We start from the raw sequence: 19,748 nt of genomic DNA on the forward strand, positions 1-19,748 counted from the left end.
TGTGCGTCGGACCGGCAGCGGGCCCCTGTACTTGGATCGAGCCGTGGGAAGAGGAGGCCGCCGTGACGGAGCACCGAGCGCGGGTGGACGAGCTGCTGGCCGGGTACCGGCGCGGTCGTGAGCGGCTCGCGGCCGTGCACGGCGAGCTGGCCGCGATCTCGGCGTCGGAGACCGGGGCCGACGGGCTCGTCACCGCGACCGTCGGGCCGCGCGGCACGCTCACCGGGCTGGAGATCGCCGACGACGCCTATCGCCGCCTGCAGCCGAAGGAACTCGCCGACGCGATCGTGCGGGTGGCCGCGGGCGCCACGGTCAAAGCGCTGCGCGAGGCGGGGGACGTGCTCGCGCCGTCGCTCCCGGCAGGCACCGACCCGCACGCGCTCCTGCTCGGCACGGCCGACCTGGAAGCCTCCGACATCGTGCGGCCTCCCGCCGTCGAAGAGGAGAGCCTCGAGGACAAGAGCTGGCTCGAGGAGCTGTGATGACGGGCGGGTTTTCCGCGGACACCGAACGCGGTGCCAGGCGGGCGAAGGAGTTCGACGATCTTTCGCGGCGCGCGCACGCGATAGCCGACGAACTCGACCGCGTGCTCGACGGCGCCGAATCGGCGTGGGGCTCCGATGCTGTCGGCGAGGGCTTCAAGGCGGCCCATGCCGATCGCGCGGCCGAAGCCGCCGCGCGGATCCGCGCGCTCGGCACTTCGCTCGGCGAGGCGGGCACGTCGTTCGGCGCGGCGTTCACCCGGTTGCGGGCCGCGGACGAGGACGCGGCGGCCCGGCTTCCCGGAACGGGGGAGTAGTGGGTATCGAACTGCCGCCGGAGCTGCGCGCGATCGCCGAACGCACCGGGCTGGAGTGGCCGGAGGCCGACGAAGACGCGATGCTCGCGCAGGCTTCGGCTTGGCGTGACGCGCAGCGCAAGCTTTCCGTGCTGGCCGCCGACGCGGACACCAGCGCGGGCGGGGTGCTCGGTGCGCTGGAGGGGTCCCTCGCCGCTTCCGCGGGCACGCTGTGGTCGGGGTTCGTCGAGCCCGACACCGGGCACCTGACCGCGGCGATGCGCGCGGCGGGGGAGACGGCGGACCGGCTGGAGCACGCCGCGAACGAGATCGGCGCGGCGAAGGCCGAAATGGTGCGCCAGCTCGTGGACGCCGCGAAGAACACCGAGGCAGCCGAAACGGCCGCCGCGGCGGGGCAGCCGTGGGCGCTGGCCGGAGTCGGCAGCGTCGTGGACGGCAGCGCGGCGAACCTCGCGTCGTTGTCCGGCGGGCTCGTCGCGGCCGTGGAATCGCCCGGTGGCGCGCAGATCGCGACGGTGGGCCCCGTCGTCGACCCGAACCCCGGCGCGTACACGCCGTCCGGGCAGGGCGGGCTCGTCGCCGCGGTCACCGGGCTGCCGCCCGAGCTCGCGTCCACAGTGGACCCTGATGCGACCGGTGTGGTGCCGCGTGAGGTCGTCGACGGCACCGGCCCGATCATGCTGCCGCAGGCGCCGTCGCAGTACGGCGGTTTCCTGGACGGGCGGACCTTCGACGAGGTGCCGACCCCCTCGGCCGGTATCCCGCTCGGCGGTCCTGCCGCGGTGCCTGGGCAGACCGCCGTGTCGAGCTACCCCGGCGAGCACGGCGGCGCGTTCCCGCACGCGCCGCCGGTTGTTCAGCCCGTGGCCCAGCCTGTCGTGCCGCCGGTTGTTCAGCCGCCCGCGGCCTATCCGCAGCCTTCGCCGTGGCCCGCCGCGCCGTACGCGCAGCAGCCGATGGTCGTGACGCCGCCCGCGCCGCCGGTCGGTGCGCCGACGCAGGAGCGGCAGGGCGTCGTGGCGATGTTCGTGGTCCACATGTTCCCGATCGGACACCTCCCGGTCGCCTCGGACCGTCCGGAACGGCAGCTCCCCGGTGGTTTCGCACCGCACGACCACCCTCGTGCGTCCGAAGTGGACAGTGCGGAGGCGATCGAGCGGGTGCGGGGCGGCTGGCGCCGCTTGCCGACACCGCCCGGTGAACCGCCCGCGTCCGTGACGGCGGACGCCGCCGTCGATCCTCCCGATTTTTCCGGCGAGACAGCCGAAATGCTGGCCGCCGGTGTCGTGCTGGACCGGTTCGGCGAACCGTTCGGCAGGATGTTTTCGCCGGACGGCACACCGTTCGCGCGCCGGGGCCTGCCGCCGGAGGCCGTCGAATCCGGTTACCGGCGCTACCGGGTGCTCCGGGAGGTGCCGATGTGGTTCGCGGGCGGCGCCAGGTACCGCGCGCAGTATTCGGCGGACGAACTGGTCAGCATGGGATACCTGGCGGACATCACCTTCGGGGAGCGGGGAGAGCAGTGAACGTCGAGTCGATCGTGCGCTGGCTGGAAACCATCGGGGTGCCCACCGAGGTGATCTCGGTGGGCACCGAAGCCGACAACGCGTGGTGCCTGCTGCGCGCGGAAGAAGACGGCGCCCCGGCGTGGGAGGTCTTCTGGCGCGAACAGGGCAACCGGTACGACTGGGCGCGGTTCACCAACGAACAGGTCGCCTGCCACTACCTGTTCGGCCGCCTCGCGTGGAGCCAAGTCGCCCGCGGCGCACTGGCCCTGACCCCGAAAGCCTCCTAGCACTCGGGTTCGCCTGCCCTGGCTCGTAAATAAGCAGATTCGCCGGGCACAGCGAGATCGCCGCTCCAGCGGAGGCGCGCGCCCGTATTTTCACCCCTGGCAGGACGTCCCCGCCAGGGGACACAGATGGCTGAAGGGCGCCTTCGGGGACCCGGATGCCCCGAAGGACGCCTTCGGGGCATGAGCATCACCATGCTCGTGCGCCGTGAGGGCCGAGTATGTGGCGTCGGATTCCCATCAGCACCGCGATCTCCACGGCATCGCCGACGGTCTAGCGGCTGGTCACCATCGCGAGGATTTTGCCGAGGAGCGCGGTGTCGGCGCCGCTGCCGGTGCGCCAGGCGATGAAGCCGTCGGGGCGTACCAGCATCGCGCCGTCCTCCGCGAGCGCGACCGAGGACGTCCAGTCCGCGTCGAGCACGGTCGCCCGCAGCCCGTTCTCCCGCGCCGCTTCGCACCAGGCTTCGCCACCCGGCCCCGTCAGAACCGCGAACCCGGGGCCGATCAGGTCCACAGTGGACTTCCCGGGGCCGATCCAGCGGTGGGGGAGCCGTGATCCCGCGTCGCCGTTGAGGCACGCCACGATGTCCTCAGTGGACGGAACGGCGGTGACGGGGTCCACCACGGCCGTCGAGTCGTACCGGTAGCCCATGATCACCACCGGCGCGTTCCACATGCCCACCGCCGCGCGTCCGGCGGCCGCGGCGGGATCCCAGTGCAGCGGCGGGTTTTCCCAGCGCAGCGCCGCCTGCTCGGTGACCAGTTCGGCGATCGCGTGCCGTTCGTCGTGGTAGGTGTCGAGCAGCCCGTCGCCCGCGGTGCCCGCGAGCACCATCGCCAGCTTCCACGCCAGGTTGTGCGCGTCCGCCACGCCGGTGTTCAGCCCGAGCGCGCCGAGCGGAGTGATCGCCCGCGCCGCGTCGCCGACCAGGAACGCCCGCCCGCGCCGGAACTCGGCCGCCATCCGCATGGTCGCGCGCCACGGCATCGCGTTGAGGATTTCGACCGGCACGTCCGCGCCGATGGCCGTGCGGATCCACGCCAGGCAGCGCTCCTCGGTCGGCTCCTCCCCGTCGGTCAGGGGCACGTGGATCACCCAGCGGCCTTCGCCGACCGCGAGCAGCATCCCCGACACGTCCGGGTGCTGGATCTCCACCATCACCGGCATCGAACCGAAGTGGCCGACGAGATCGGCGGAAAACAGGATGTTCATCGCGGTGCCGCCCAGCTCGCCGGGCCCCGTGGTGCCGATCCCGAGTGCGCCGCGCACCTTGGTGTTCACGCCGTCAGCACCGACCAGGTAGTCGGCGCTGATCGTGCGCCCGTCCGCGAGCGTCACCGTCACGCCGTCGGCGTCCTGACCGACGGCGGTCACCTCGGCGCCGAACTCGACGGCCGCGCCACGCTCGCGCGCGGCGGGCAGGAGCGCGGCGTCGAGCCGATCCTGCGGGCAGTGGCCCCTCGGGCTTTCCGGCGACACCACGGATGCGGCTGCCGACGGCGCGGGTGCCTGGCTGTGGTCGATTTCGGCGACCGTGCGCGCGTTCGCCTTCCACTGCGTGGTGGAGGTGACGACCGCCGCGTTGACCTCGTCGTGCAGGCCCGCTTCGCGGAAGAACTCGAACGTGCGCGAGCTGACACCGAGCGCGCGCGGGTGGTTCGACGGTGCGGCGCGGCGTTCGAGAACGAGCGACCGCACGCCGTGGTGGCCGAGGAAGACCGCGGTGGACAGGCCGACGCTGCCGCCGCCGACGATCACGACCGGGACGTCTGACATGGGAACCCCCTGAGTTTGGGAACGCTGTACCCGTTTGTGGGAACACTGTACCCAACTTCTACACTGGGCGTCATGCCGCCTGGATCACAGCCCGCCGCACTCGTCTGGATGCGCGACCGCGACCGCGGCGGGCGCCCCGCGGTCACCGAGGAGCGGATCGTCCGCACCGCGATCGCGATCGCCGACGCCGAGGGCATCGACGCGCTGTCGATGCGCCGGATCGCCACCGAGATGGGGTCGGGCACCACGTCGCTGTACCGGCACGTCACCAGCAAGGACGAGCTGATCGAGCTGATGGTCGACGCGGTGTTCGGCGAGGTGCCGCGGCCGGAGGCGGCCGGGGACTGGCGCGCGCGGCTCACCGCGAGCGCCAGGGTGCTGCGCGGCGCGCTGCTGCGGCACCCGTGGCTGGTGCAGCAGATGTCGCGGCGCCCCGCGCTCGGGCCGAACGTGCTCGACCAGTCCGATCACGCGCTCGGCGTGGTCGCCTCGGTCACCGACGACGCCACCCGGGCGAACCTGGTGGTCAGCGCCGTCAACACCTACGTGCTCGGTTCGGCCGCGACGGAGCTGGCCGAGCTGGAAGCGCAGCGCGGCACCGGCATGACCGAGGAGGAATGGCAGCAGTCGGTCGGCGAGTACGTGCGGCAGGTCGTCGAGTCCGGCCGCTACCCGCACTTCTCGTGGCGCGTCCTGGAATCCGGCGAACCCGATGACGAGACCCGCTTCGAGTTCGGCCTGACCTGCCTCCTGAACGGCGTCGCCACCGCCCTGGCCGAAGGCGCCCCCAACGACAGTTAGCCCGCTAAACGCACTTCGCGCCCCACCTCGGCCCGCTCGCCGCCCCGCGACGTTTAGCCCGCGAACTGCACCGGCCGCCCTCGCCCACTCCTCCGAGTGCAGGGCGCCTACCCGGCGGGTTGCTACGAGTGCCGCGCCTTGGCAGCGCGAGTCCTGCCGTCCGATAGAAGACGCAGCGCGACGGAGTGGAGCAGGCCGTTCGAAGACAGCGCGGAGCCCTGGTCGTAGCGGGGTTCGCCGTTGAGGTCGCTGAACCGGCCGCCTGCTTCGGTGACCAGTACCTGCGCCGCGGCGACGTCCCACGGGTTGACGATCGCTTCGGCCGCGATGTCGATGGCGCCCTCGGCGACGAGGCAGTGCTGCCAGAAGTCGCCGAACGCGCGGTTCTCCCAGCAGGCGTCGGTGAGCGCGAGGTAGGCCTCGCGGGAGTGGTGTTCGGTCCACGAGCCGAGGTGCGTGGTGGACAGGTAGGCGTCTTCGATCGCGCTCACGCCGGATACCGAGATGCGGCGTTCGCCCGCCGCGTCCCGCACCCAGGCGCCTTCGCCTTCCGACGCCCACCAGCGGCGGCCGAGCAGTGGTGCGCTGATCATGCCGACCACCGGGGTGCCGTCGGAGACGAGCGCGATGAGCGTCGCCCAGACGGGTACTCCGCGCAGGAAGTTCTTGGTGCCGTCGATCGGGTCGAGCACCCAGGTCCGGCCCTGCGCGGAGGTCGTGCCGCCGCGTTCCTCCCCGGCCACCCCGTCGTCGGGGCGCTCTTCGGCGAGCAGCGCGCGCACCGCGTCTTCGACGGCGGTGTCGGCGTCGGTGACCGGGGTGCGGTCGGGTTTGCGCTCGACGGCGAGGTCGAGTGCGCCGAACCGGGCGGTGGTGATCGAGTCGGCGGCGTCGGCGAGGCGGGCGGCGAGGCGCAGGTCTGCGGTGTGGCTGGGCACGGTGACGATGGTTTCACGCCCTTCGGCCGTAAAGTTGACCAGGTGAGCATGGTGCTACTTGCCGAGGACGATCCGGCCATCGCCGATCCCCTGTCGCGTGCGCTGCAGCGAGAGGGGTACGAGGTCACCGTGGTGGGTGACGGGCCAGCCGCGCTCGACGCGAGCGGCGCGCAGCGCGTCGACCTGCTGGTGCTCGATCTGGGACTGCCCGGGATGGACGGGCTCGAGGTGTGCCGCCGCCTGCGCGCGGGCGGTGCCGAGATCCCGGTGCTCATGCTCACCGCGCGCACCGACGAGGTCGACTTCGTCGTCGGCCTCGACGCGGGCGCCGACGACTACGTGGCCAAGCCGTTCCGGCTGGCCGAGCTGATGGCGAGGATCAGGGCGCTGCTGCGCAGGCGGGTGCCGGAGGTGCTCGACGCCGGGGGCGTGCGGATGGACCTCGGCGCGCGCCTGGTCACCGTCGACGGCCACGAAATCCAGCTCGCGAACAAGGAGTTCGAGCTGCTGCGGGTGCTGATGAGCCGCGCCGGCCAGGTCGTCAGCCGCGACGAGATCCTGTCCGAGGTGTGGAACGACCTCGAATCGAAGACCTCGAAGACGCTCGACATGCACATGTCGTGGCTGCGCCGGAAGCTCGCGATCGCGGGGGACGGCAAGGGCGCGGTGGTCCATTCCTCCGACGGCGAGCGGCGCATCGCGACCGTCCGAGGTGTCGGCTTCCGCTTCAACACCGAGTGAGCCGTGCGCCGTCGAATCCTGCTGGCGATCCTGCTCGCCGTCGCGGTCACCGGGGTCGCGCTGGGCATCCCGCTCGGCGTGACCGCGTGGGTGCTGGTCGAGAACCTCGCCAGTGAAAGCCTCGCGTCGCAAGCGCAGCCGATCGCGGCGACGGTGGACAGCCAGCTCGCCAACCGCGAGCCGGTCAACATGGAGCAGTTGCGGGTGGCGGTGCCGAACGACGGCTCGCTCACGGTGCGCCAGATCGGCAAACCGGACCTGGTGGCCGGCGTGTTCCCGACCGGTGACGCGCTCGTTCAGGTGGTGCCGATCGCCAGCGGCGGGACCGTCGAGCTGGCCATCCCGCGCGGGCCGTTGCGGTCGCGGCAGACGCAGGTGACGGTCGCGGTGCTGCTGCTCGTGGTGCTGTCGGTCGGCACCGGCACGATCGTGGCGACGGTGACCGCGCGCAGGCTGGCCAAGCCGCTGCGGCACGTCGCGGACCGCGCGGCGAAGCTCGGCGGTGGCGACTTCCGCCCCGATCCAGGGCGGTACGGCGTCGGCGAGCTCGACATGGTCGCCGAGGCGCTGGACGCGTCGGCGACGGCGCTGGCACAGCTCGTGCAGCGGGAGCGCCAGCTCGTCGGGGACGTGTCCCACCAGCTTCGCAGCAGGCTCACCGCGTTGCAGCTACGGCTGGAATCGCTGACCATGCTCCCCGACGCCGAAGCCGTCGAAGAGGCGAAAGCCGCGCAGGAGCAAGCGGATCGGCTCGCCGAGGCGCTCGACGAACTGCTGGCGGCGGCGCGTGCCGCGCGGGAGGTCGGCGCGGAACCGATCGGGCTCGCCGAGAGCCTGCCCGTGATGAGCGAGGAATGGCGGCAGCTCCTGCGCGCCGAAGGCAGGAACCTGCGGCTCAAGGTCGGCGACGGGCTGATGGCGCGCGCGACGCCCGGCAGGCTGAGCGAGGTCGTCGGAGTGCTGCTGGACAACGCGCTGCGCCACGGCGGTGGCACCGTCACGCTCACCGCCCGGCGCGGTGATGCCGAAGGCACCGTGGTGATCGAGGTCAGCGACACCGGTTCCGGTGTTCCGGAAGAGCTGGCGCCGCACGTGTTCGAGCGCGGCTTCTCCGGCGGCGGCTCGACGGGCGTGGGGCTCGCGCTCGCCCGCGCGCTGGCGGAAGCGGACGGCGGGCGGCTCGAGCTGTCGAGCAAGCAGCCCGCGGTGTTCAGCCTCTTCCTGCGGGTGCCGCGGCCCGGTGACGTGGCCGAGGTGCGCTGGCCCGCGGAACGGGTGCCGCGGTAGTTGCCCCTTCGGGCGTGATCGGCTCCCGTGCGCGCCTTCGATCCTGTTCGGGGCGCGGTCCGGTCGTTACGGTCGGAACCGTCCCAGCACGTCAACCGAGGGGCTCTTGGCGATGAGCATCGAGGCGACCGACAGCGTTCCGGTGAAATCGGCCGGACGGCAGGGAAAGCGGTGGCCGGTCGTGCTCGGCGCGGCCGCGCTGGTGGTCGGGTTCCTCCCGGCGTCCGCATGGGCCGATCCGCCGAGGGCGCTGCCGTCGAGCGTGGCGGAACCGGACGGGAAGTGGCAACCGGCCTTCGACTACGACGGCGACGGCTGCTACTCGTCCCCGGCGATCGGTCCGGACGGAACGCTGAACGGCGGGCTGAACCCCTCCGGCGCGCTCAACGGGAACTGCCACGACAAGTCCGATTTGGACAACACCAACTCCTACGCGCGCGCCAAGTGCAACGCGAACGGCTGGTGCGCCTACCTCTACGACCTGTACTTCGAAAAGGACCAGGCGCTCGACGGCGTGAACGACGCGTTCGGGCACCGGCACGACATCGAGCACGTCGTGGTGTGGGTGCACGACGACAAGGCGGAGTACGTCTCGACCTCCGCGCACGGCGGCTACACCGCGCACCCCGCGTCCGACGCCGGCTGGGAGGGCACGCACGCGAAGATCGTGTACCACAAGGACGGCGCGAGCACCCACTGCTTCCGGCTGGCGGGCAAGGACGAGCAGCCGGAGAACGACTACGGCAAATGGCAGTACCCGGCGCTGGTGAGCTGGAACAACTACCCGCCGGGGATCAGGGACAAGCTCGTCAACGCCGATTTCGGGCACGCCTCGCTCGGCATCAAGGACGGCGCGTTCGAATCGAACCTGGACAAGGCGAAGCCGGACGGCGTCCCGTTCAACTCCCACGAGTAGGCCCTTGCTTCTTCGGGCGCAGGCTCGCTGCGCGAAGGGGCGATCGTCTTGTTTGGTCCCGGAAGGACGCCTTCGGGGAATCTGACGCCGCGTTCTCGGCCTTCGCGGTGGGGTGCTTGTCGGGGTTGATGGCCTGAAGGTGCCTTTTGCGGCGTCAGATTCCCTGAAGGGCGCCTTCGGGGGATGTGTGCGGGAGCAGGGCGTGAGTGCGGGAGTGGGGAAAGCTGGTGAGGGGCGCATTCGCGGCGTCGAAGTCTCTGAAGGTGCCTTTTGCGGCGTCAGATTCCCTGAAGGGCGCCTTCGGCGCGTGAGCGCGGGAGTGGGGAAAGCTGGCGAGGGGCGCATTCGCGGCGTCGAAGTCCCTGAAGGCGCCTTTCGCGGCGTCACACTCCCTCAAGGGCGCCTTCGGGGCATGGTGCGAGGCCGCGGCCGTGAGACAGGTACCAAGGGACGCCCGAAAGTACGGTGTCACAACGGCTTTCACCGCGTACCGTAAGACGGTGAAGGTCCCCTCGCAGTACTTTCCGCTCCCCGAGGAGCCGGTCGCCGTGGCGTCGGCCGTGCTCGGCAAGGTGGCGGTCGCCGTGGCGCTGTCGCTGCGCGGCGCGCTACTGGTCACCGGCGAGCCGCGGGGTGACGTGCTCGCCGCCGTAGCCGAAGGGGTTTACGTGCGCGGGATCGACTCGGCCGCCCCCTCGGTCGAGGCCGCGGCCGGGCACCGGTTCGTCCAAACGCGACACCTGTTCCGCGCGCCGTCGGCCATGGTGTTCGAAGGGGCCTGCCACGTCGCGTTCTCACTCGGCGACGCCGAGATCACGGGGAAGCCGTCGTACCTCCTCGAAGTCGGTGCGGCGTGGACGGGACTGGAAACGGGGTCGCCCCGCACCACCGCTCAGTGGGAAGAGTTCTTCGGCAGCGCGCTTTCCTCGGTCGGCGCGATCGTGCTTTCCCAGGAATGAGGCACGTCGACGATGGCGACGAAGGCCGCGCGCGCCGGCATGCCGAGCGTGGTCCACAGCAGGCCCGGTTCCACGTCGCCGACCGCGAGCGCCACCGGAGGCCGGAGCTCGCCGGGAAGCGGCTCCGGCCGTGCCACCGCGCGCAGCGCCGCGTCGAGGAGAATGTGCTCGTCGCGCACCTTCGGTGCCTTCGCGGTGACCAAATAGGACAGCCGGCACCCCGGCGCGGGGGTACCGGCGAGCCCGAACAGGAACAGGTTCACCACCCTGGACGGCGCGTCGCTCTGCCACGTCGGCTTCGGCGGGTCCACCCGCACCACCGTGCCCGGCGGCAGGTGCGGCCCCAACAGGCGGCAGAGCGCGTCGTCGACCTGGGGGATCATGATCAGATCAGGCCCTCTCGCATGGCGTACGCGACCGCGTGCGAGCGGTTGCGCAGCTGGAACCGGTTGGTCACGTCGTGCAGGATGCTCTTCACGGTGCGCTGCGAATAGCACAGCTGGTCCGCGATCTCCTGCGTGGACAGCCCGGAGGCGACCAGCCGCAGCACGTCGGTCTCCCGCGAGGTGATCCCGGTCAGGTGCAGGCCGCGCGGCTCGAGCACCTGGCGCTGCAGCCTGGCGACGCGGCTCAGCAACCTGCCGAGCAGGTCCGGCGGCAGCGCGCCCTCCCCGGCCGCGGCCGCCCGCACCAGCCGCACCAGCACGTCCGGCGTGATCTCCGAACGCCTGGCGACCGCGCACACCCCGTGCTCCACCGCGTCGAGCACCTCGTTGTCGTCGATCTCGCCCGCGATCAGCACGATCCGGGTGAACCCCTTCGCCTGCAACGAGCGCAGCAGCCGCGCCATCGCCGAGTCGAGCCGGTCGGCGACCAGCAGCGCCACCGTTCTGCCGCCGTCGGCGAGGCCGTCGGTGTTTTCTCTGCTGTCCCCGTCGTTCTGGCCCTCTCGCACGAGCCATACGTCATCCCTGGTCCGCAGGCTCATGCAGATGCCGTCGCGAAGGATCGGGTCGGTGGCGCGGACGATGACCGGGGTACGGGCTGAACCGAGCATGGCTTCCCCTCGTTCGGTTTTGCGGTGCTCCCACTTTCGCGGAAAGGGTGTCCCAGGCGCATGGGACTCCGGTCCCCTTTTCTCACCCGATCGCGCGGGGCGAACGGCCCGTTCAGTCGCCGAGCCCGGCGTTGCGGGCGCGGACGATCGCTTCCGCACGGTCGGCGACGCGCAGTTTCGCGAACACGTTCGAAATGTGGTTGCGCACGGTTTTCGGTGACAGGCACAGCGTGCTCGCGATGACCGTGTTGCTCGACCCGGTGGCGATCAGGCCGAGCACTTCCCGTTCGCGCGCGGTCAGTTCCGGGAACGCGGGGGCCGCCCGCGGCTGGGGTTCGGTGAAGAACCCGAGCACGAGGTTGGCGATGTCGGGACCGAAGATCGCCTCGCGCCGCCCGACCGCCCGCACCGCGCGGACGATCTCGTCCGGCTCGGCGTCCTTGAGCAGGTACCCGCGCGCGCCGGCCCGCATCGCCGCGAACACCGACTCGTTCTCGTCGGACATGGTCAGCATCAGCACCCCCGTGCCGGGGTGGGTGGCCACGATCTGCTTCGTCGCGTCGGCCCCGCTGAGATCGGGCAGGTTGAGGTCCATCACCACCACGTCCGGCGCCAGCGCCGCCGTCGCGCTGATCGCGCCTTCGCCGTTCGCCGCCTCGCCGACCACGTCGATCGACGTCTCCCCGGCGAGGATCGTGCACACCCCGAACCGGAACAGGGGGTGGTCGTCGACCACCAGGACGCGGAGCATCCCTTCCTCGTTCATCGGGCCCCTTCCGCCGGGTGGCCGGGAAGTTCCGGCGGCAGCGGCAGTGCCGCGGACACCGTCGTCCCGCCGCCGGGGCGCGGCCCGGCGCGGAACCGGCCGCCGAGTTCCGCGGCGCGCTCGCGCATCGACGCCAGCCCGAACCCCGGCGCGCTGTGCTCGTCGAGGCCGATCCCGTCGTCGCTGACTTCGATCTCCAGATCGGTGCCCGCCTTCAAGGTCACCGTGCAGTTGCTCGCCTTCGCGTGCCGCGTCACGTTCGCCAGCGATTCGCAGACGATCCGGTACGCCGCGACGTCGACCGCGGGCGGCATGGCGGGCAGTTCCTCCGGCGCGTCGTAGGAGACGGTGAGGCCGGGCGCGTGCCCGATCGTGCCGATGTAGTCCTCGATCGCCGCGCGGAGGCCGAGCTTCTCCAGTGCGGGCGGGCGCAGCCCGTGCGCGAGCCTGCGGATCTCGGTGCTCGCCCCGTTGAGCGCGTCCTGCAGTTTCGCCAGCAGCATCGCCGGCGGCGCGGACTCGCCGATCGCGCGCCTGCTCGCGCGCAGGCCGAGCGTGATCGCGGCGAGGGTCGGGCCGACGCCGTCGTGCAGTTCCCGCAGTAGCTGCCGCCGTTCTTCTTCGCGCGCGCTCACCAGCCGGTCCCTGCTGCGCACCAGGTCGGTGGTCAGGCGCGCGGTGTGCGCCACCGTGCCCGCGTGCCTGGCGACCTCGGCGAGCACCGATCTTTCCTTGCGGCTCAGCGTTTCCCGCGGGCTGCGGCGCGCGATGACGAGCCTGCCGATCGGCTCCCCCTGGAAGGTCAGGGGCAGCCGGTGCGACAGCGCCGTCGGGACGCCGTAGGCCGCGGCTTCTTCACTGCCCTCGTCGCGATCGAGTTCGATGGCCACATAGGGCAATCGCAACGCGGCGCCGATCGTTTCCACCATGGCGGTCAGCTGCTCCGTAGGGGTGTCGATCTCTTCCAGGCGGGCCGCCAGCGACGACACCACCCGGTACGGGTCGGTGGGTTCACCGAACAGCCTGACGTTGATCAGCCGCTGCACCCACGCCCGCAGCGGTTGCACGGCCAGTGCGAGCGCGGCGGCCGCGATCGCCTGCTGCCACATGCTGCCCAGCGGCGGGAACAGCGCGCTGAGCATCCCGACCACACCGATGTAACCGCCGGCGAGCAGCACGGTCAAGGTGGCGTAGACCAGCGATCTGCTGAGCACCACGTCGATGTTCAGCGCGCGGTGCCGCAGAATGGCCATCGCGACCGCGATCGGCACCGGCAGGAACACCAGCGTGTGGTATTCCATCGGCACCGGCGGGGTTCCCGACACGGCCGTCGGAATGACCCAGACGCAGAGGTAGAGCGCCGCCGCACCGGACAAGGAAACCGCGAGCCATCGCAGGCGCCTCCTCAGCAGCGGATCTTCGCCCCGCACGTACTTCGTGACAAGGATCAAGAGCACGATGAACGGGTAGAGATACAACGACGGGATCGCGGGCGAGCCCATGATCGAAAGCCGATCGAACGGGTCTTCGGCGAACAGCCAGGCGAACGCGGCGAGCAGCGCGTAGGAAAGCAGGGTCCCGGTGTAGGCCGCGGTGACGAGCCGGTGGTGCCCGCGCCGATCGGTGACCTCGGGATAGGCGAGCGCGAAGTGCACCATGCCCGCCCAGAGCAGCGCGAACATCGCCTGACCGCCGTACCAGCGCCAGAACTGGTCGCCCGCGACGAGATCGATCACTTCGAGCTGGAAGTAGCCGGACCAGGCGACCGTCGCGACGCCGATCCCGGAGGCGAGGATCCCGGCGTGCGCGGCCGGCTCGCGCGGGCGGGCGACGAAGATCGCCGAAGCCGTGCCCAGCAGCGCGATGTTCACCAGCAGCGACGGCCAGCCCTTGACCAGGTTTCCGCCGATCGAGAACTGCCGGAGCGCGACGTCGAGCGAAAGGGCCTTGCCGTCGCGCACGATGTCGTAGCGCAGGACTTCGCCGCCGTGGACCGGCCTTCCGCCGATGCCGGTGGCGAGCGCGTCGCGGATGTTCCTGCCGTCGACGGCGAGCACGATGTCCCCGGTGCGCAAGGGCGTCACGTCGTCGGTGTCCCTGACCACGGCGCCGTCGCCGGAGATCGCGCCGCTGACGACGTTGACGGTGGTCCCGTCGCCGGGGGTGCCGGCGCGCCAGATGACACCTGCCACGCCGACGGCGAGGAACGTCAAGGTGAGCAGGAGGAAGAAGATGGGTGCGCGGCGAACGGCTCCCGAATTGAACACGTGTTGAAGTCTGTCGTATCCAAGCTGGCCAGCCCAATGAATTCGCCTGCCCGCCGGGTAATACAACACCCGAACGGCCTAACCTCATTTTGCCAGGGCCACGGCGGCCTGCCCTGAAAGGCACCTTCGGGGAATCTGACGCCGCGTTCTCGCCCCTCGTGGTGGGTGGCGTGGTGCTGGTGATGTCGTGAAGGATGCTCCTATAGAGGCCGAGGTGAGGTCCGCTGCGCATGCCCTGAAGGTGCCCTTCGGGGAATCTGACGCCGCGAAGGTGACCTTCAGGGCATGCGCTGGGATTTCGCCGCCCGCGCCTCTTTCCCCCGTCCGCGCTCAGGCCCCTGCAGGGGCCTTCAGGGATGTGCATGCCGCGGATGTGGCCTTCACCGGGGCTGCTCCCGCTCCAGGGCGCATGCCCTGAAGGTGCCCTCGGGAACATCCTTCAGGGACCGCGGGACGGCCCCATGACGACATCGGGTGCCGCCATGGGCCCGTCGGGATCAGCCGAACGTGGCGGCGTTTTCGGTGCACCAGCGGGCGAAGGTGAGTGGGGCCCTGCCGAGGAGCGCCTCGACGGTGTCGAACACGATCGCTTCCCGTCCGGAGGCTCCGCGCTTCAGCGCGACGAAGCCGTCGAAGCTTTCCCGCGGCCAGCCCTTCGCCTGGAACTGCGCCCACAGGTCGGCCTCGGTGTCGACGACGAGGTCGAGCCGCCTGCCGACGGCCGCGGACAGCGCGGCGGCCTGGTCCGCCGGGGTCAGCACTTCGCCACCGGTGAGCTGGTAGGTCCGTCCCTCGTGGCCGGGCCCGGTGAGCGCTTCGGCGGCGACGGCGGCGATGTCGCGGGCGTGGATCATCACCGAGGCGCCTTCGGCTTCGAAGACGTGGACGGCGTTCTCCTCGCGCGCGGTCTTCGCCCACCAGAGCCGGTTGTCCATGAACCCGCCCGGCTGGAGGATCGTCCACGACGGCCCCGCCGTGCGGATCACCTCTTCCGCGGCGCGGTGCCCTGCCGAGATCTGGTCGGTGCCGCCGAAGTGGACGCCGGTGGTGGAGAGCTTGACGAGCCTGCCCGCGCCCGCCTTCGCCGCCGCGGTGGCGAGGTGGGTTTCCTGGGCGAGCCCCTCGCCGCGGTGGCCGTTCGTCAGCACGAACACCGCGTCGACGCCGTCGAGCACCGGGGGCAGGGTGGCGGGGTCGTCGAGATCCGCCTTGACGGTTTCGGCGCGCGGGTCGACGCGCGCCGAAGCGGGGTCGCGGGTGAGCGCGCGCACCGCGGTACCGCGGTCGAGCAGCATCGGCACCAGTTCGCGGCCGATCTTGCCGGTGGCGCCGGAAACGAGGACGGTCATGAATGCTCCTTTGTGGACAGTGGAATGCTCTTGAGGGAAAGGGAAACGGCGAATCCGACCGCGAGCAGAACGCCCGCGGTGAGTGCGACGTGGTGCAGCGCGGAGACGTGGTCGGGCGTGGCGGTGAACACCGAGCCGAAGACCGAGATCCCGACAGCGGTGCCGAGCGAGCGCAGGAACGTGATCGCGCCGGACACCGCGCCGATGTCCCCGGGCGGCGCGGTGTTCTGCGCGGCGAGCCCGAGCACCTGCATGTTCAGCCCGGCGGCGAGGCCGAACACGGCGAGCGTGCCCGCCACGAGCGGCAGCGGCACCGATGCGTCCATTATGGACATCAGTGCGCAGGAGAGGAGGCCCAGCGCCATGCTGGCCGCCGGATACCGGTGGTACGAGCCGGTTTTCGCGATGCGCCTGCTGCTGAGCATCGACGAAGCGACGACGCCGAGCATCATCGGCGAGAGCACGAGCCCGGTCACCGAAGCGCTGGTGACGCCGATCGCCCGCACGAACAGCGCGAGGTAGTTGACCGTGCCGAGGAACACGAACCCGGCGATGACGCTGACGGAGGTCGCGACGCGGAACGTGCCGTCGCGGAACAGCCGCGGCGGGAGAACCGGCTCGCGAGCACGGCGTTCAGCGGCCACGAACGCGATACCGCAGACGATCGTGGCGATCGCCAGCAGGCCGATCGGCCACGACAGCCACGGGTACCGCGAACCGGCCCAGGACGTGAGCAGGGTCAGCGCCCCGATCGCGCCGCTGAGCAGGATCAGGCCCGGCCAGTCGAGTACCGCGCGCCCGTGCGGTTTCGGCAGGCGCAGGTACCGCACGACGACGGCGAGCGCGAGCACGCCCGCCAGCACGGTGACGAGGAAGATCGAACGCCAGCCGAGCAGGTCGGTCAGCACGCCGCCGACCGCGGGCCCGGCGAGCGAGGCCACCGCGAAGCACACCGAGAAGTAACCCATCACGCGAGCGCGTTCGCGTCCCGGGTACAGGTCGAAAAGGATCGAGATGACCGAGACGAACAGCCCGCCCGCGCCGATGCCCTGCAGCACGCGCGCGGCGATGAGCAACGGCAGCGTCGGGGCCAGCGCGCACGCCGCGGACCCGGCGAGGAACAGCGCGATCGCGGTGACGAACACGGGTTTGCGCCCGAACTGGTCGCCGAACTTCCCGTACGCGGGCGCGCTGATGGTGCTCGCCAGCAGGTAGCCGGTGGTGATCCAGGCGAACCCGGAGCCGCCGAGATCGGCGAGGACGCGGGGGAGCGCGGTGGCGACGACCTGGGCGTCCAGCATCGCGAGGAAGACGGACAGGAGAAGGCCGAGCAGAACCGGCCTGGCGTGCTTCGGGCGCACGCCTGCCACGGGTGGAGACGACAAGACGAAAGTCCTTCGAAAAAGGGAAAACGGGACAGCCCTTCGAGGGAAGGGCTGGAAACGGATGTGCGTCATCGCCTGGGGACAGGCGGTTCCGCCAAGGCGCACCGGACGGCCGTGCCGTCGGGGGCCTTCGATCACCTCTGATTCGTCGCACTCAGCCGTTCGAACCCGGCTGGCGTCCCGGTCCTCTTCGCGAGGGCCCTTTCAGGTGGACAGGATGGAGCGGTGAACCGCTCGTGCATGAGGTTAGACAACTACATGCGAAAAAGCAACTACCGCTGGAGCGGGGTCACATCGCCGTCGTCGGAGCCCTCCGGTCCGGCGGGCCTGCTCTTGCCGCCGAGCTCCTCGGGGAACACCCATTTCTTGAAGCCCCAGAACCGGAACACCATGGCCAGCAGCATGCCGATGATCGACCCGCTGGTGAAGTCGGCGATCTCCTGCACCAGCCTGCTGACGTGCGGCATCTCCAGGTTGAACAGGTAGCGCGAAGCGAGCAGCGGGATCAGGTTCACCACCACCGCCGTCCCGCTCACCAGGAAGAACAGCGCGGCTTCGTGGTGCCGTTCGCGGCCGCCCCTGGTCCGGAACGACCATTCGCGGTTCAGCACGTACGACACGATCGTCGCGACGATGATCGCGATCGCCTTGGCCGTCGTCGGCTTCGACTCCAGCACGCTCAGCTTGAGGAAGTACCAGACGCCGTTGTCGACCACGAACGTCGTGCCGCCGACGATCGCGAACTTCAGCAGTTCACGGTGCCTGATCAGCACCGAGCGCAACGGCTCGGGAGTACGCGACAGCACGGTTTCCACGACGGACACGGTGACGAGTCTACGGAGGCAGCCGCACGAGAGGGGCCCGGCCGTCCATCATCGCTGCTCAGGCGGCCTTTTCGTCCGTTTCGGGGTAATGGCGCGCCCGGCCGGAAACGGCGTTCACCTGGGCCGGGAACACCCATTTCCTGAATCCCCACCAGCGGAACGCGGTGCCGAGCAGGGTGCCGAGCAGGAAGCTCGCCACGTAGTCGGCGATTTCCTGCGTCAGGAACGCGACATTCGGCACGGCGAGGCCGAGCACGTAGCGGGAGATCCACAACGGGACCAGGGAAAGCCCCACCGAGATCGCGCTCACCAGGAAGAACAGCGCCGCTTCGTGCCTGCGCTGGCGGCCGCCCCTGGTGCGGAACGCCCATTCGCGGTTGAGCACGTAGGACGCCACGGTCGCCAGGATGGTCGCCAGCCCGAACGCGGTGAGCGGCTTCTCGGTCAGCACGGTCAGCTTGAGCGCGTAGTCGGCGACGTGCGTGAGCACGAAGCAGAACCCGCCGACAAGCGCGAAACGCGCGAGTTCGCCGTGGCGGATCAGCAGCCGTTTGACCGGCCCCGGCAGTGCGCGCAGCGAACCCCACATGCGGACGGACGCTACGCGTACCGCGACGGCGCGGTCACAGCCAGGGCAGCCACCACCACGGCCGGGACGAGGTCGGCGCGACGGCGGACGGGCTGTCCGGCAGATCCGATCGCGGCTTCCCCGGCGGGGCGGGCGCGGTCGTGGTGGTCGACGGCGCACCGGGCGCCGTCGGCTTCCCCGGCTGCCACGGGGTCCCGCCGCCGGTGGGCGGCTTGGGCTTCGTCGGCTTCACGCTCGTCGGCGGCTTCGTCGAGCCGCTGCCGGGTGAGGGCAGCGTCGGCGGGACGGTCGGCGGCAGGCCGGGCGGCACCACGGGCGGGACCTCTGGCCTCGGCTCCCAGCAGTTCCACCAGCCGCAGCCGAGGTAGACCGTCCGCGAGGTGCTCGCCGAGCCGACCGTCGCGGTCACCGTGACGGCGGTGCCGTACGCGGGCGGCCGGTTCGGCTGGAACCACAACCGCAGGTGCTCACCGGGTTCCAGCGGGGCGTCGCCGGTGCAGGTGGTGGTGGCGCCGTGGTCGCAGGAGGCGCCGTTGCTCGGGGAGATGAGGTGCACGGGCCGGTTGAGCGACACCGTCGCCGGACGCGCGAGCGGGCCGTCGTTGCGGACGTCCACGCGGATCCACGGGAGCGAGGAGTGCGTCGGCCACGGCGTCCAGTCCCATCCCGAGTCCACGCGCAGCTTCAGGTCGTCCGGCGCGGGTTTCACGGCCACCTGGACCTTGACCGACACCTTGACCTGGCTGCCCGCGGTGACCGAGCCGGTGATCTCGCCTGCCTTGGCGCGTTCGTCGGCCACCAGGTGGAAGGTCAGCACGGCCGACTCGCCCGGTTCGAGCCCGCGCTCGGTCTTGCAGGTCACGGTGCCTTCGCCGGCGGGGCATTCGACGCTGAGCCCGGGAGCGGCCAGCAGGCGGGGACCGCCCACGGCGGCACCCCCGCCACCCTGGCCTCCTCCTCCGGAGCCGAGCGAGGAGACGCCGTCGGGCAGCGGCAGCGAGACGACGACGGGCTCGGACACCGATCCGCCGTCGTTGCGCACGGTGATCGGCAGGTCGACGGGCCCGGAGCCGGGCTGCAGCTCGATCGAGCCGTCCGGTCCGTGCGCGCTGACCTTGGGCGGTTTCGGCGCCTCCGGCGGCGGAGCGGGCTGGCTCGGCGATGGTGGCGGCGGTGGTGCTGGCGGGTTCGGCGCGGGCGGGGGAGCCGGTACCGGCGGCGGTGCGGGGGCCGCGGGCGGCGGTGCCGGAGGTGCCGGGGGTGCCGGAGGTGCCGGGGGAGCGGGCGGCGCGGGCGGAACGACGGGTGCGGCCGGTGGCGGTGCCGGTGGGGCGGGCGGCGCGGGAGCCGCGGGTGGTGCGGGCTGTGCCATCGCGGCGGGGATCTCGTGCGTGCCGCCGGAGGCGAGGCCCGCGGCCACCGCGGCGGCGATCGACGCCCCGGCCGCGGCCACCGCGGCGAACTGCCCGGAGCCGGCCGCGGCCGCACCGGCGGGAAG

Annotated in this window: 19 protein-coding genes and 1 pseudogene; 9 read left to right on the plus strand and 11 right to left on the minus strand. The window is 71.3% G+C overall.

The window, feature by feature from the left end; translation table 11 throughout:
* Window positions 1-62: 62 nt before the first annotated feature.
* Genes ABD256_RS40335 through ABD256_RS40350 form a run of 4 tightly spaced genes read left to right on the plus strand, consistent with a single transcriptional unit; the run spans window position 63 to window position 2,594 of the window.
* Window positions 63-482, plus strand: a complete 420-nt coding sequence (locus tag ABD256_RS40335) for a YbaB/EbfC family nucleoid-associated protein (RefSeq protein WP_344431021.1) — start codon at window positions 63-65, stop codon at window positions 480-482.
* The gene (locus ABD256_RS40340; RefSeq protein WP_344431023.1) at window positions 482-799 is read left to right on the plus strand and encodes a hypothetical protein; all 318 of its coding nucleotides are present in this window, start codon (window positions 482-484) and stop codon (window positions 797-799) included. Before ABD256_RS40335 ends, ABD256_RS40340 begins: the two co-directional genes overlap by 1 nt.
* The gene (locus tag ABD256_RS40345) at window positions 799-2,325 is read left to right on the plus strand and encodes a TNT domain-containing protein (protein ID WP_344431024.1); all 1,527 of its coding nucleotides are present in this window, start codon (window positions 799-801) and stop codon (window positions 2,323-2,325) included. The genes ABD256_RS40340 and ABD256_RS40345 overlap by 1 nt, the downstream gene beginning before the upstream one ends.
* Entirely contained in the window at window positions 2,322-2,594 is a 273-nt protein-coding gene (locus ABD256_RS40350) for a hypothetical protein (protein ID WP_344431026.1), read from the plus strand. The genes ABD256_RS40345 and ABD256_RS40350 overlap by 4 nt, the downstream gene beginning before the upstream one ends.
* Window positions 2,595-2,865: 271 nt before the next feature.
* On the opposite strand, the gene ABD256_RS40355 is transcribed toward ABD256_RS40350, so the two are convergent.
* On the minus strand, window positions 2,866-4,371 hold the full coding sequence (locus ABD256_RS40355) for an FAD-dependent monooxygenase (protein ID WP_344431028.1): 1,506 nt from the start codon (window positions 4,369-4,371) through the stop codon (window positions 2,866-2,868).
* A gap of 72 nt (window positions 4,372-4,443) precedes the next feature.
* On the opposite strand from ABD256_RS40355, the gene ABD256_RS40360 reads away from it, so the two are divergent.
* The gene (locus tag ABD256_RS40360; protein WP_344431030.1) at window positions 4,444-5,172 is read left to right on the plus strand and encodes a TetR/AcrR family transcriptional regulator; all 729 of its coding nucleotides are present in this window, start codon (window positions 4,444-4,446) and stop codon (window positions 5,170-5,172) included.
* 122 nt (window positions 5,173-5,294) lie between these two features.
* Here ABD256_RS40360 and hisN read toward each other — a convergent pair whose 3' ends face one another.
* On the minus strand, window positions 5,295-6,110 hold the full coding sequence (gene hisN, locus ABD256_RS40365; protein ID WP_344431032.1) for a histidinol-phosphatase: 816 nt from the start codon (window positions 6,108-6,110) through the stop codon (window positions 5,295-5,297).
* A gap of 48 nt (window positions 6,111-6,158) precedes the next feature.
* On the opposite strand from hisN, the gene ABD256_RS40370 reads away from it, so the two are divergent.
* From ABD256_RS40370 to ABD256_RS40385, 4 genes are all read left to right on the plus strand, one after another.
* Complete coding sequence (locus ABD256_RS40370) at window positions 6,159-6,851, plus strand: response regulator transcription factor (RefSeq protein ID WP_215549854.1); 693 nt, start codon at window positions 6,159-6,161, stop codon at window positions 6,849-6,851.
* Between the two features lie 3 nt (window positions 6,852-6,854).
* Window positions 6,855-8,138, plus strand: coding sequence for an ATP-binding protein (locus ABD256_RS40375; RefSeq protein ID WP_344431033.1), 1,284 nt, complete (start codon window positions 6,855-6,857; stop codon window positions 8,136-8,138).
* Between the two features lie 112 nt (window positions 8,139-8,250).
* The gene (locus tag ABD256_RS40380) at window positions 8,251-9,054 is read left to right on the plus strand and encodes an NPP1 family protein (RefSeq protein WP_344431035.1); all 804 of its coding nucleotides are present in this window, start codon (window positions 8,251-8,253) and stop codon (window positions 9,052-9,054) included.
* Window positions 9,055-9,554: 500 nt separating this feature from the next.
* Complete coding sequence (locus tag ABD256_RS40385) at window positions 9,555-10,013, plus strand: hypothetical protein (RefSeq protein WP_344431037.1); 459 nt, start codon at window positions 9,555-9,557, stop codon at window positions 10,011-10,013.
* Here the strand turns inward: ABD256_RS40385 and ABD256_RS40390 are convergent.
* The 9 genes and pseudogenes from ABD256_RS40390 to ABD256_RS40430 all read right to left on the minus strand — a co-directional run.
* Entirely contained in the window at window positions 9,947-10,396 is a 450-nt protein-coding gene (locus ABD256_RS40390; protein WP_344431038.1) for a Pvc16 family protein, read from the minus strand. The genes ABD256_RS40385 and ABD256_RS40390 overlap by 67 nt on opposite strands.
* Before the next feature lie 2 nt (window positions 10,397-10,398).
* Window positions 10,399-11,070, minus strand: coding sequence for a response regulator transcription factor (locus ABD256_RS40395; RefSeq protein ID WP_344431040.1), 672 nt, complete (start codon window positions 11,068-11,070; stop codon window positions 10,399-10,401).
* 112 nt (window positions 11,071-11,182) lie between these two features.
* Window positions 11,183-11,836, minus strand: coding sequence for a response regulator (locus ABD256_RS40400; protein WP_344431042.1), 654 nt, complete (start codon window positions 11,834-11,836; stop codon window positions 11,183-11,185).
* On the minus strand, window positions 11,833-14,103 hold the full coding sequence (locus ABD256_RS40405) for an ATP-binding protein (RefSeq protein WP_344431043.1): 2,271 nt from the start codon (window positions 14,101-14,103) through the stop codon (window positions 11,833-11,835). Before ABD256_RS40405 ends, ABD256_RS40400 begins: the two co-directional genes overlap by 4 nt.
* 497 nt (window positions 14,104-14,600) lie before the next feature.
* A complete protein-coding gene (locus ABD256_RS40410) occupies window positions 14,601-15,452 on the minus strand; it encodes an SDR family oxidoreductase (RefSeq protein WP_344431046.1) in 852 nt (283 codons plus the stop codon).
* Window positions 15,449-16,837 (minus strand): MFS transporter, encoded by a 1,389-nt coding sequence (locus ABD256_RS40415; RefSeq protein ID WP_344431047.1) that lies wholly within the window; start codon window positions 16,835-16,837, stop codon window positions 15,449-15,451. The genes ABD256_RS40410 and ABD256_RS40415 overlap by 4 nt, the downstream gene beginning before the upstream one ends.
* 272 nt (window positions 16,838-17,109) lie before the next feature.
* Window positions 17,110-17,661 (minus strand): GtrA family protein, encoded by a 552-nt coding sequence (locus ABD256_RS40420; protein ID WP_344431049.1) that lies wholly within the window; start codon window positions 17,659-17,661, stop codon window positions 17,110-17,112.
* Between the two features lie 58 nt (window positions 17,662-17,719).
* Window positions 17,720-18,250 (minus strand): GtrA family protein, encoded by a 531-nt coding sequence (locus ABD256_RS40425; protein ID WP_344431050.1) that lies wholly within the window; start codon window positions 18,248-18,250, stop codon window positions 17,720-17,722.
* Between the two features lie 34 nt (window positions 18,251-18,284).
* A pseudogene (locus ABD256_RS40430) lies at window positions 18,285-19,748 on the minus strand (sigma-70 family RNA polymerase sigma factor); the annotation flags it as partial.

The organism is Amycolatopsis minnesotensis (assembly GCF_039529815.1).
GTDB classification, from domain to species: domain Bacteria; phylum Actinomycetota; class Actinomycetes; order Mycobacteriales; family Pseudonocardiaceae; genus Amycolatopsis; species Amycolatopsis minnesotensis.